Source organism: Leifsonia shinshuensis, assembly GCF_022606355.1.
In the GTDB taxonomy this organism is placed as follows: Bacteria; Actinomycetota; Actinomycetes; order Actinomycetales; family Microbacteriaceae; genus Leifsonia; species Leifsonia shinshuensis_B.
In genome coordinates this window covers 396,368-408,627 of sequence record NZ_JAHHZQ010000003.1, presented here as the reverse complement: position 1 = coordinate 408,627, position 12,260 = coordinate 396,368, and the positions used below count along the sequence as shown (strand labels likewise).

General features: G+C 69.2%; 11 protein-coding genes. 8 read left to right on the top strand and 3 right to left on the bottom strand.

From position 1 onward, the window contains the following. Positions 1-57: 57 nt before the first annotated feature. Positions 58-2,676: a right-handed parallel beta-helix repeat-containing protein gene (locus tag KNO15_RS13415; protein ID WP_241704237.1), complete on the bottom strand. Its 2,619-nt coding sequence runs from the start codon at positions 2,674-2,676 to the stop codon at positions 58-60. Between the two features lie 123 nt (positions 2,677-2,799). Next, a complete protein-coding gene (locus KNO15_RS13410) occupies positions 2,800-3,810 on the bottom strand; it encodes an aldo/keto reductase (RefSeq protein WP_241704236.1) in 1,011 nt (336 codons plus the stop codon). A gap of 40 nt (positions 3,811-3,850) precedes the next feature. Here KNO15_RS13410 and KNO15_RS13405 point away from each other — a divergent pair, with 40 nt between their 5' ends. From KNO15_RS13405 to KNO15_RS13370, 8 genes are all read left to right on the top strand, one after another. After that, complete coding sequence (locus KNO15_RS13405; RefSeq protein ID WP_241704235.1) at positions 3,851-4,903, top strand: zinc-dependent alcohol dehydrogenase; 1,053 nt, start codon at positions 3,851-3,853, stop codon at positions 4,901-4,903. Positions 4,904-4,911: 8 nt separating this feature from the next. Further along, complete coding sequence (locus KNO15_RS13400; RefSeq protein ID WP_241704676.1) at positions 4,912-5,673, top strand: SDR family oxidoreductase; 762 nt, start codon at positions 4,912-4,914, stop codon at positions 5,671-5,673. Between the two features lie 126 nt (positions 5,674-5,799). Next, entirely contained in the window at positions 5,800-7,173 is a 1,374-nt protein-coding gene (locus KNO15_RS13395) for an ABC transporter substrate-binding protein (protein ID WP_241704234.1), read from the top strand. 1 nt (position 7,174) lies between these two features. Continuing rightward, entirely contained in the window at positions 7,175-8,116 is a 942-nt protein-coding gene (locus KNO15_RS13390) for a carbohydrate ABC transporter permease (RefSeq protein WP_241704233.1), read from the top strand. 2 nt (positions 8,117-8,118) lie between these two features. Next, positions 8,119-9,024, top strand: a complete 906-nt coding sequence (locus KNO15_RS13385; protein WP_241704232.1) for a carbohydrate ABC transporter permease — start codon at positions 8,119-8,121, stop codon at positions 9,022-9,024. Positions 9,025-9,052: 28 nt separating this feature from the next. After that, positions 9,053-10,231, top strand: coding sequence for a mandelate racemase/muconate lactonizing enzyme family protein (locus KNO15_RS13380; RefSeq protein ID WP_241704231.1), 1,179 nt, complete (start codon positions 9,053-9,055; stop codon positions 10,229-10,231). Continuing rightward, entirely contained in the window at positions 10,228-10,566 is a 339-nt protein-coding gene (locus KNO15_RS13375) for an L-rhamnose mutarotase (RefSeq protein WP_241704230.1), read from the top strand. Before KNO15_RS13380 ends, KNO15_RS13375 begins: the two co-directional genes overlap by 4 nt. Next, positions 10,563-11,399, top strand: a complete 837-nt coding sequence (locus KNO15_RS13370; RefSeq protein WP_241704229.1) for an amidohydrolase family protein — start codon at positions 10,563-10,565, stop codon at positions 11,397-11,399. Before KNO15_RS13375 ends, KNO15_RS13370 begins: the two co-directional genes overlap by 4 nt. Here the strand turns inward: KNO15_RS13370 and KNO15_RS13365 are convergent. Further along, entirely contained in the window at positions 11,388-12,188 is an 801-nt protein-coding gene (locus KNO15_RS13365) for a FadR/GntR family transcriptional regulator (protein ID WP_241704228.1), read from the bottom strand. The genes KNO15_RS13370 and KNO15_RS13365 overlap by 12 nt on opposite strands. Between the last annotated feature and the right edge of the window lie 72 nt (positions 12,189-12,260).

Sequence of the window (12,260 nt, the reverse complement as noted above, 5' to 3'; positions counted from 1 at the left end):
GGGCGCCTCTCGACGCAACGAGGGCGGCGGGCGCGAGCCCACCGCCCCCGCCGTCGCTCAGTGACGGATGGCCACCGAATCGAACTGGTTGATCGCCGACTGGGTCACGTCGTGCGAGGTCGAGAGGATCCCCGCGTCCTGCGTGGCCGCGGCCGTCGACAGGGTGACCGGGGAGCCGATGGGGACGTAGTTCGTGCCGTCGTACGAGTACGACGCGGTGAACGAGGTCCCCGAGCGGCTCAGCTGCACCCAGACCGGACGGAAGACGTCGATCGCGGCGTGTGCGCTCGAGTCCAGGTAGCCGTCACCGTTGGAGTCCCACTCGAAGTCGACCCCGTTGCGCGCGGTCACGGCCACGACGGCGTAGCCCGCCGAGGTGCCGGCCTGGGTGAGGTCGTTGCGCACGACCACCCCGGACTTCGCCCACGCATTGGCGTCGTTCACCGACACCACGCGCGCCGAGACGCTCGACCCGGAGGCCAGGGAGCCGGCCCTGTAGATCGCTCCGAACTGGTCGTCGTGCTGACCGCCCGCACCCCACACGTCGGCTCCGGCCGCGGCGATCCCGAAGGTCCCGCCGGTCTGGCCGAAGTACGAGCCGGCCGCCGAGGAGCCCGCCGTCGCGAAGCCCGACGCCACGGGCGACGACACAGGGCAGTCGGCGAGGCCGAACAGGTTGGCGTTGAGCGCGGTGCGGTACTGCGGCGCCACTCCCGCTGCACACATCACGTCGCGTGCGGCCTGCGGCCAGTTCGCCCCTGAGACCTTGACGTTGTTCACCAGGGTGTTGTTGTGCGCCGCGGCGTTCGGCGCCGAGACGCCTCCCGAGTTGTACCAGTTGTCCTGGATGACGTTGTCGCTGGTGTTGTTCCGCAGGCTGTACGCGTTGGTGAACACGAACGAGCCGCCCTGCACCACGTTGTTCTCATACGTCAGCGAGCGGGATCCCTCGTCGAGGTAGAGCCCCACGCCGGAGATGTTGAACAGGTAGTTCTTGTCGACGACGCTGCCGGGGCTGGCCGACAGATTGTACAGCGTGCCGCCGTCGGCGAAGCGGGCCTTGGTGTTGTGCACCAGGTTGCCCTCCACGCGGTTGTCCTTGAGCGTGGTCGGCGTGGTGTAGAGGGTGTTGTACGTGTAGTAGCCGCGGTCGACGTAGTCGTTCGAGCCTCCCGCGTCGTTGATGCCCCAGCCATACCCGGTGTCGATGCCGTCGTACGGCACGTTGGCGACCTCGTTGTGCAGGATCTGCGCGTTCGTCACGTAGGTGCTGAGGATGCCGCCGTTGTCCTTGTAGTCCACCGAGACCCGGTCGACGGTGTTGTCCTGGATCGTGATGTCCTTGTTGGTCATCCGCGGATCGCTCGGGTGATGGGCGTCGGGGAGCACGCCGCCGACGGAGATGCCGTGGCCGCTGTCCTCCACGAAGCGGTTTCCCGTCACCTGGATGCTGCTCGCGCCGTAGCCCACGCCGGTCGTGGTCGCATTGGCGTCGTTGCCGATGCCGAGCGCCGACGATCCGAGATCGGTGAAGGTGTTGCCGGTGAACGAGATCCGGCTCGCAGCCGAGACCTGCACCGCTCCGGGCTCCTGGAACCAGGTGGTGCGGGCGCGTTCGAACATCTCGCAGCCGCGGGCGCAGCTCGTGAAGGCGTCGGCCGGGCGGTAGTCGTAGGCGCCCTTGATGAAGAGGCCGTTCTGCTGGTCGGCGTAGCCGTCGGTCGAGGGCTCGAGCCATGACGTCCCGGAGAACCGGATGCCTTCGAACGAGAGTCCCTGCACCGGCTGGTCGTACGTGCCGCCGATGCTGAGGAGCGACTGCAGGTGCGGCAGCTCGATATCGAGCGTGTTCGGGTCGACCCCGGCCGCCGGCTTGTAGTAGAGCGTGCCGGCCTGCGGGTCGATGTACCACTGGTTCGTCTGGGTCAGGAACGCGAGCGAGTTGTCGAGATACCACGTCGGCGCGGCGAGCAGCGAGCTCTGCACGGTGTCCCAGCCCCAGGTGTTGTCGTCCCAGGCGGGCTGCGCCATCGTGATCTGGGCGCCGGCGATGCTCTGCACCGGCGAGTACCGGTTGGTGAAGTCGCCGAGCGACTCGAACTCGATGCGGCCCTGGTCGGGCAGCGTGGCGAGGTAGGCGAGCGATGGGTTGTCGACGGTCAGGCCGGTCGGTGTCGGCGTGACGTCGGAGTTGGCCAGCTTGATGGAGGCGCGCGGGGCGATGACGCCGTCCACGTAGAGCTGCCGGGTGTCGAGCCCAGCGGGGGTCGGCGCCTGCCAGATTCCCGCGCCCGCGCTCGACGGCGTCCAGCCCCCGACGCTGGACGCTCCCGTGATCTCGGGGTGCGCCCCCGGTGCGGCAGCCCAGTGCACGGTGTTGTCGCCTCCACCGTCTTCGGCCGAGAAGGTGAGCGGCTTCGAGAGCCGGTAGACGCCGTCCGCGAGCTGGACGGTCACGTCGCCGTGCTTGATGGAGGGGCGCAGGACGTGCTGTGCGCGTTCGAGGGAGCAGGGCATGGCCTGGCTGCAGTGCCCGGCGTCCTTGCCGTCGGGGGCCGCGTAGAAGATGGTCACCGGTGCCGCTTGTGCGGGAGCGGCGACCAGTGCGGAGACGATGACAGCGCCGGCACCCAGGACCGCGAGCAGCGCCGGCTTGCGTCCCTTCCGCCTGGCCATCGACCGTCTCGAGACAGACGTCAATGTCATTTCGTTCGCTTTCTGTCGTGGGAGGCGTCGGTGCCCCCAGAACAGGGTTAGCATACGTATGATGTTTACAGCAAGAGACGTGTGATGTTTGCCCTAGACTGATCGGTCGGCCGACTCGCCGGCCGGGTCGGGGACCAGCCCGCTCGCGTCGAGCTCCTCCCAGAGGGCTTCCGGAATCTCTGCGCTGTAGCGCTCGACCGTGCTGTGCACGTGCGCGGCCGTCCGCATGCCGGTGACCACCGAGACGACGGCGGGATGCCGCAGCGCATACTGGATCGCGGCCGCGGGGAGGCCGGCCCCGTGCCGGGCGCAGACCTCCGCGATGCGGACGGTTCGCTCGACGACGGAGCGCGGCGCTTCACCGTAGTCGAAGTGAGCTGACGGATCGATGGCCTCGGAGCTCAGGAGGCCCGAGTTGTACACGGCGGCGGCCACCACGCCGACACCGCGTTCGGCCGCGAGCGGGAGCAACTCGTCGAGGGCCGCCGAGTCGAGCAGGGTGAATCGGCCGGCGACCATGACCACGTCGACGTCGCAGCGCCGCACGAACTCCGCGAGCATCGGCGCCTGGTTCATCCCGGCGCCGATGTTGCGCACCACCCCTTGGTCGCGCAGCTCGACGAGGGCGGCGATCCCCGTGGTGGAGGCGGCCTCCCAGTGGTCGTCGGGATCGTGGAGGTAGGCGATGTCGAGCCGGTCCGTCCCGAGCCTGCCGAGTGAGGCTTCGACGGAGCGGAGGATGCCGTCGCGGCTGAAGTCCCACGCCCGGCGCGTGCGCGCGGGGACGATGAAACCGTCGTCGTCGAGCTGGTCGGCGGTCTCCGGGCTGTCCACGAGCAGCCGGCCGACCTTCGACGAGAGCACGACGGCGTCGCGTGGCGTCGCGGTGAGAGCGCGGCCCAGGCGGCGCTCGGAGAGGCCGAGACCGTAGTGCGGCGCGGTGTCGAAGTAGCGCAGGCCGTCGCCGAGCGCGGCCGAGACGGCCTCGGCCGAGGCGTCGTCCGTGGTCTCGCGGAAGAGGTTCCCGAGTTGCGCGGCGCCGAATCCGAGCTCGGTGAGACGCGTCCCGGTCCGCAGCGGCCTGGTCGGAAGAGTGGCGGTCATGGCGGCAGTCTATTCCATTCAGCATACGTATTATGTTTAGATGATCGAGAGTCTCTCGAGGAAGGAGCGCCGGGCGATGCTGACGGCGAATTACATAGGTGACCGGACGATCACGGTCGACGAGCGGGAGCCGCAGGCGCTGCGGCCGGGGGAGGTGCGCATCGCCGTCGCCTATGTCGGCATCTGCGGCACCGACCTCCACGTCTTCCATGGCGACATGGACGGCCGCGTCACGACCCCGGCCACGATCGGTCACGAGATGTCGGGCACCATCGCAGAGCTCGGTCCCGGCGTCGAGGGGTGGGCGGTCGGAGATCCCGTGACGGTGATGCCGCTGGACTGGGACGGCACGTGCCCCGCGTGCCTCGCCGGCAACGAACACATCTGCCAGAACCTCGACTTCATCGGAATCGACAGTCCCGGCGCCCTGCAGGAGAGCTGGAACGTTCCCGCCTCGACGCTGGTGCGGCTCCCGGACGCGGTCTCGCTGAGGGACGCCGCACTGGTGGAGCCCGTGGCGGTCGCGGTGCACGACGTGCGGCGGTCGGAACTGGCGCCCGGCGACAAGGCCGTGATCATCGGCGCCGGTCCCATCGGGGTGCTCATCGCGACCGTGGCCCAGGCGTTCGGGGCCGAGGTCGTGATCGCCGAGATCGACCCGCGACGGCGCGCGGTCGCCGAGGAGGTCGGCCTGCGCACGCTCGACCCGTCGGCGGTCGACCAGGTCGCCTGGGTGGAGGAGTGGACCGGCGGTGCGGGCGCCGACGTCGTCTTCGAGGTGTCCGGTGCCGCAGCGGCTGTGCTCGGGGCGACCGCCCTGGCGAAGGTCCGGGGGACGCTCGTCGTCGTCGCGATCCACTCGCAGCCCCGGCCGATCGACCTCCACCGGCTGTTCTGGCGCGAACTGAGGATCCTGGGCGCGCGCGTGTACCAGCGCCAGGACTTCGAACGCGCGATCGAGCTGGTCGCCGGCGGTGCCATCCCGGCCGACCGCCTGATCACCCGGGTGGTGCCGCTGCCGGAGGTCGCGACCGCCTTCGCCGACCTCGAAGCCGGCCAGGCCATGAAGATCCTCGTGCAGGTCGCCCGGTGAACGGCCCGGTGAACGGCTTCGACTTGACCGGTCGTCTCGCCGTCGTCACCGGGGCGAAGCGAGGCATCGGTCGTGCGATCGCGGTGGCGCTCGCCGCGGCGGGCGCCGACATCGTCGGAGTGTCGGCGACCCTCGATCCGGCGTCGTCGGAGGTGGGCGACAGCGTGCGCGCGCTCGGTAGGGGCTTCGAGGGGCACCGTGTCGACTTCGCCGACCGGGCCGGCGTGCTGGAGTTCGGCCGGCTGATCGCCGGGCGGGAGCGGCCGGTCGACATCCTCGTCAACAACGCCGGCACGATCCGCCGTGCACCGGCGCTCGACCATCCGCTGGAGTGGTTCGACGAGGTCATCGAGGTGGATCTGACCAGCGGCTTCGTGCTGGCCCAGGCGCTCGGCAGGCGGATGCTCGAGCGCGGGAGCGGCCGGATCGTCTTCACGGCGTCGCTGCTGTCGTTCCAGGGTGGGATCAACGTCCCCGGCTACGCGGCCGCGAAGTCGGGGGTGGCCGGGCTGGTCCGGGCATTGTCGAACGAGTGGGCGTCCTCCGGCGTGACGGTGAACGGCATCGCGCCCGGCTACATCGCGACGGACAACACCGAGGCTCTGCGCGATGACCCTGAGCGCTCGCGGGCGATCCTGGAGCGCATCCCGGCGGGGCGCTGGGGGTCGGCAGAGGACATCGGCGGGGCCGCCGTGTTCCTGGCCTCCGACGCTGCTCGGTACATCTCCGGCGCTGTCCTGCCGGTCGACGGCGGGTGGCTCGGGCGCTGACCCGTCCGCCGCGTAACGATTGGATCTCGCCGCAACCCGCCTCTTGGCAAAGGTAATACGTATCTTCTATAGTCATCATACGTCTCCTCGGAGTCGTCAATGAAGTCGACAAGACAAGGACATCTCATGGTCGGAATCCACACTGTGGTGCACCCGCGTCGCCGGACGGCGCTGGTCGCGACCGCACTCGGCGCCGCGACGGCGCTGCTGGCCCTCGCCGGTTGCAGCACCGGCGGGAGCTCGGCGAACGGGTCATACGGCTTTCCCGAAGCCACCCAGGACACCTCCTCGACGATCACCGTCTGGGTGGACGCGGACCGCCAGGCCGCGGCGAAGGCATTCGAGAAGGCGCACCCTGACACCAAGATCAAGGTCGTGACCTACGACGGGTCGGCCAACGGCTCCAACTCGTTCCGTACGAAGATCCAGCTCTTCGACCGGGCGGGCAGCGGCTGGCCGGACGTCGTGTTCTCGAGCCAGAACAACGACGCCTCCTGGGCGAGCCAGAAGACCAACGGCAAGCAGGCCTTCGCAGCGGTGCTCGACAAGGGACTCGTGCCCAAGGACACGCTCTCCAACTTCACGCCGGGCGCCCTGAACCCCTGCACCGTCTCCGGTCAGGTCTACTGCCTCCGCAACGACTTGGCGCAGGCCGTGCTCTGGTACAACAAATCGCTCATGGACCAGTTCGGCTACACCGTGCCGACCACGTGGGAGGAGTATCAGGCTCTCGGCCAGAAGGTCGCCGCCGAGCACCCCGGCTACATCGTCGGCACGCAGGGCGACGCATGGACGCCCGAGGTGTTCATGTGGGGCAGCAAGTGCCAGGCCAACGACATCACCGGCCCGACGAGCGTGACGGTCAACACCGACTCGACGGAGTGCAAGCGGGCGGCGACGCTGCTCGACACGCTCCGCAGCGACGGCACGGTTCCCAACGTGAGCGTCTTCACTCCGGAGTTCGTCAAGAACTACACCGGCAAGGTCCTCATGATGCCCGGCCCCGCCTGGTACGCCGGCGCGATCTTCAACAACGCGCAGTCGCTCAACGTCCCGGCCGGGCAGCTCGCGGTCGCCGCGCCGCTTCCCTGGAAGGGCGAGGACAAGGCCGTCACCGGCAACGTCGGTGGAGGCACCTGGTTCATCTCCAGCCACTCGAAGAACCTGAAGGCTGCCGAGCAGTTCGCGCAGTTCGTGACGACAGCCGACGACTACCAGGTGAACGTGGCACCGGGCTACCCGGCCTACGCGCCGGCGGCCCAGAAGTGGATCGCCAAGCAGGATGCGAGCAAGTACTACGCCACCCCGCTGCAGCCGATCGTCACCGCGGCCTCCCAGGTCTGGGACGGCTGGGGCTACGGTCTCTTCAGCCAGGAGGCGGTCTGGGCCAAGACGATGACCCCGGCCATCACCGGAGGCAAGAACATCGCCGACCTCCTGCCGACGTGGCAGCAGGCCATCGAGAACCAGGCCAAGGTCAACGGATACAAGGTGAACTGACATGACCCTCGCTCGTCCGAGCGACCAGCTGACCGCCGGCGCACCCCAGCGCCGGCGGTCGGCGGCACGGGAAGGCCGCGCCCCAGGGCGCACACCGATCGGCTACCTGTTCGTCTCGCTCTATGCTCTGCTCACCCTGGCGTTCGGTATCGCCCCCGCGGTGTACTCGGTCGTCCTCGCCTTCACCCGGTCGGACGGAGGGTTCGCCGGCTTCGACAACTTCGTGAAGGTCATCACCGACTTCCGGTTCTGGCCGGCCGTCGAGCACGTGGTGGCCTACCTCGTGATCTGGCTGATCGGCCTGCTCGTCTTCGTGGTCCTGCTGGCGCTCATCGTGCACGCGCTGCGCGTGCGCTGGGCCAGCACCTCCCTGCGCTTCATCTACTACCTCCCCGGGGCGCTCGCCGGCGCGTCCAGCGTGCTCCTCTGGCTGTTCGTGCTCGACCCCACGGCCAGCCCGGTCAGCGGGCTGCTCCGCGCGATGGGCTTCACCAGCTTCGTGCAGGTCATCCAGCCGGGCAACCTCCCCGTCATCTTCGCGATCGTCGCGTTCTGGACGGGAGCCGGCGGCTGGATCGTCATCATGTACGGAGCCCTCAACAACATCAGCACGGAGGTCATCGAGGCCGCACGCATCGACGGCGCGAACGCCGTCCAGATCGCGTGGAGCATCCAGCTGCCGATGCTGCGCAAGTGGATCGCCTACATGGGCGTGATGTCGCTCGCGGCCGGCACCCAGCTGTTCGTCGAGCCCCAGCTGCTCAGCCAGGCCAGCAACGCGATCGTCCCCAACGACTACTCGCTCAACCAGCTCGCGTACCAGTACGCCTTCCAGCAGAACGACTTCAACGGTGCGGCGGCGATCTCGCTCCTGCTGCTCATCGTCGCCCTCCTGCTGTCGTGGGTGTTCGTCACCCGCGGCGGCCTCTTCGAAAGGGAATAGCGATGACGACTCTCTCGCAACAGCGCAGGCAGCGCGTGAACCTGGGAGGCTGGAGCGGCCGGGTCATCGCCGGCGTCGTCCTCCTGGTCTTCGTGCTCTTCTTCGTCATCCCGATCGTCTGGCTCCTGCTGGCGGTGACGAAGTCGTCCAAGGCGCTCATCCTCGACAACCCGTTCGCACTCGGCTCCTGGGCGGATTTCACGGCCAACTGGAACCAGCTGTTCGGCTTCCAGGACGGCGCGGTGACGACCTGGATCGGCAACTCCGCGCTCTACGCGGTGGGAGCTCTGGTCATCACGCTCCTGGTGAGCATCCCGGCCGGCTACGCCCTGGCGCTGACCGAGTTCCGGCTGCGCAAGGCGCTGCTGATCCTGACCCTGGTGGTGATGCTCATCCCCAGCACCGCGCTGGTGCTGCCGATCTTCCTCGAGCTCAACACCGTCGGGCTGATCGGGAGCCCGCTCTCGGTCATCCTTCCGATGTCGTTCTTCCCGTTCGGGGTGTATCTGACCTACATCTACTTCTCGACGAGCGTGCCGAGGGACCTGCTGGCGGCCGCCCGGATCGACGGCTGCTCAGAGTTCCAGGTGTTCACGCGCATCGCGCTGCCGCTCGCCGCGCCGATCGTGGCCCTGGTCGCGTTCTTCAGCTTCGTGCAGAACTGGAACAACTTCTTCCTCCCGTTCGTCATGCTTCCGTCGAGCGACGGCTATCCCGTGCAAGTCGGCTTGACATCGCTGCTCGCGTCGACGCCCGCCTTCAACCCGAGCTCGGCCGGGTCGGACTCGGTCCAGCTCCCGACCCTGGCGCTCGCCACCATCGTCTCGATCCTCCCGGTCCTGATCGTGTTCCTCTTCTCGCAGCGCTTCCTCGTCACGGGGATGACGGCAGGGGGGACCAAGGAATGACCGCATCCGCTCGCAAGGAGACACGTCCATGAAGATCACCGGCTACCGCAGTCTCAGCACTGTGCACGATTGGGGCCGCATCACCGGCGACGTGAACGGGGTGCAGATCGGCAACACCACGCCCGTCCCCGTCCTCATCATCGAGACCGACAGCGGCCTCGAAGGCGTCGGCCTCGGCGCTCACGGCGACATCGCGCGGATCTTCCCCGCCATCGACGGGGAGGACCCCCGCGCCGTGGTCGCGCTCTACGACCGGATGCTCGACTGGGTGTTCAAGGCCGGCCACTCCGGCTCGACCTTCGGCACGATCGGCGCGATCGACATGGCGCTCTGGGACCTCAAGGCGAAGGCCGCAGACGAGCCGCTCTGGCGGACCCTGGGCGCCAGGGAGCGCTTCGTCCCCGGTTATGCCTCCGGCCTCGAGTACGGACTGACCGACGAGGAGCTCGCCGAGCTGTACGGCCGGTTCGCCGACCGCGGCTTCAAGGCGGGCAAGCTCAAGGGCGGCCGCGACCTCGAGCGCGATCTGCCTCGTCTGGAGATCCTGCGCGACGCACTCAGCCGCAACTCCCGCCATCCCGCGCTGATGTTCGACGTCAACGAGTCGTGGAACCACGCGCAGGCGGCACGCTACGTCGGCGCGATCGAGGAGCGCCTCGACCTCACCTGGGTGGAGGAGCCGCTGCGTCGCTGGGACGCCGCCGGCATGGCCGCCCTGCGCGGGAAGATCCGCGCCGCGATCGCGAGCGGCGAGAACCTCACCGGCCTCGAGCAGTACCGCCCGCTGCTCGACGCCAATGCGGTCGACGTGGTCCAGGTCGGCAACGTGTGGGGGATCACCCATTTCTTGCGCGTGGCGACGCTCGCGCACGGGCACGACCTCCCGGTCAGCCCTGTCGCCTTCAACACCAACCCGGTGGCGCACGCGGCCGCCGCCGTGCCGAACCTCCTGACGTTCGAAGTGCAGGACCTCTCGTTCCCTCTCGGGCTCGATGTCGACCAGCAGCTCGACGACGGCGGCATCGTCCTCGGCGACCGGCCGGGGCTGGGGATCATCGTGGACGAGTCGATTGTGACGCGCGCCGGTGCCGTGGTGGCGCCGCCGGCCACCGGGCCGCACGTGCGCCCCGAGCGGGCCGCGCTCCGGCTCGTCGCCGAGCCCGACGTGATCGACGACCCGACGATCCCGCTGAGGCCGGTCTCGTGAGCGCCGAACCGCAGCGGTTCGCGTTCGTGACCGGTGTGCGGCCGGAGAAGCGCGAGGAGTATCTGGAACTGCACAGGGCGGTCTGGCCGGCCGTCGAGGCGAAGATGACCGAGTGCAACATCCGGAACTACAGCATCTTCATCGTCGGTGACATGCTGTTCGCGTACTACGAGTACGTCGGCGACGACCACGAGGCCGACCAGCGCAGGATCGCCGCGGACCCGGTGTCGCAGGAGTGGTGGACGCACACCGACCCGTGCAACATCCCGATCGGCGGGGAACGCGACACACGGTCGCCGTGGCAGCCGCTCGACGAGATCTGGCACCTCCGGTGACCGAGCGCATCGACGCCCACGTGCACCTCTGGAACCGGGCGACCGATCCGCAGGACTGGATCGATCCCATGACGATGGCAGCGATCGCGCGCGACTTCGGCACGCACGACCTCCGGGAGATGCTGCGCGCGACCGGCATGGACCGGGCGATCGTCGTCCAGGCGAGCAACAGCCTGGGCGAGAGCGTGCGCCTGGCCGCCTCCGATCCGGCGGTCGTCGCCGGACTCGTCTGCTGGGTCGACCTGACGGGCGATGTCGCAGCGCAGCTCGCCACGATCGGCGAGGGCGCGAGGGTCCCGATCGTCGGCGTGCGTCATCTCGCGCACATCGATCCCGACCCGGAGTGGCTGCTCCGGCGCGACGTCGGGCGAGGCCTGAAGCAACTCGAGGCCCACGGGTCGACGTTCGACTTCGTCGTCCGCGACTGGCAGCTCGGTCAGGCCGCGCGGGTGGCCGGCGAGCATCCCGGTCTGCGGTTCGTGCTGGACCATCTGGGCGGTCCGTACGCCGAGGGCGCGGACCGGCCGGTGTGGGAGGCCGGGATCCACGGTCTGGCCGCCCACCCGAACACCGTGGCGAAGCTCTCCGGGCTCAGTTCCGGGTTCCGCCCTGGCGCGTGGTCGGCGGAGGCGTTCGAGCCCGTCGTCGCCACGGCGCTGGAGGCGTTCGGCCCCGGCCGACTGCTCTACGGCTCCGACTGGCCGCTCGCGGAGCTCGGCGGCGGCGCCGCCCTGTGGCGGGAGGCGGTCGACGCGCTCCTCGCGGGGCTCAGCGACAGCGAGCGCGAGGACGTGCTCGGCGGTGTTGCGGCCGAGGTGTACTCACTCGCCTGACGAAGAGACCGGGGTCGGCACCGTCGAGCCCGCGCCCCGCACGCGCGGGGCATGGTCGGGAAGGCGGCGGCGCTCCCACGAGATGTGGATGTGGTCGTGCATGGCCTTCGCCGCGCCCGGCACGTCGCCGCGCGCGATCGCGTCCACGATCGCGGCGTGCTCGTCCAGCGTCAGGGAGACCGCGTCGGGCGGGTTGATGCCCTGGTACCGACTGGACTCGACCGCGCGCTTGTACAGGTGCTTGGCGATGTTCTCGGCCAGGCCGTTGCCCGAGATCTCCATGAGCGCGTAATGGAAGACGACGTCCGCCTGGCGGAAGGAGTCCGTCTCCGACTCGCTCTCGCGCATCGCCGTGAGCGCGTTCTCGAGCCGGCGCAACTCCTCCGAGGTGTGCGCCGCCGCCACCGCACTCGCCATCGCGGACTCCAGGCTCGCGCGCACGATGGTCAGCTCGTCGAGCACGCCGAGGCTCTCGTCGTTGTCGATCAGCGCGGACAGCACCACCGGGTCGAGCATGTTCCAGTAGCCGGACGCCTGCACCTGCGTGCCGCGCCCCTGCGAGACGATGACGAGCCCCTTCTCCTCCAGCCGCTTCACCGACTCGCGAAGCACCGTGCGGCTGACGCCGAAGTGCTCGCTGAGCGGGCCCTCAGGGGGCAGGAGGTCGCCCTCCTGGAGCTGGCCGGTCACGATCAGCTCGACGAGCTCGGCGACGACCGCGACGCCGAGCCTCCCCGCCGGCAGGCGGCGGGGGATCAGCTGGGACGCGGTGATGGGGTCGGACGCCATAGGTATGACCTTAGCCCCGCGGCCTGTGGATGGGGCGATCGGCCCGCCGACCCGTGGAACCGCCGGATCGCA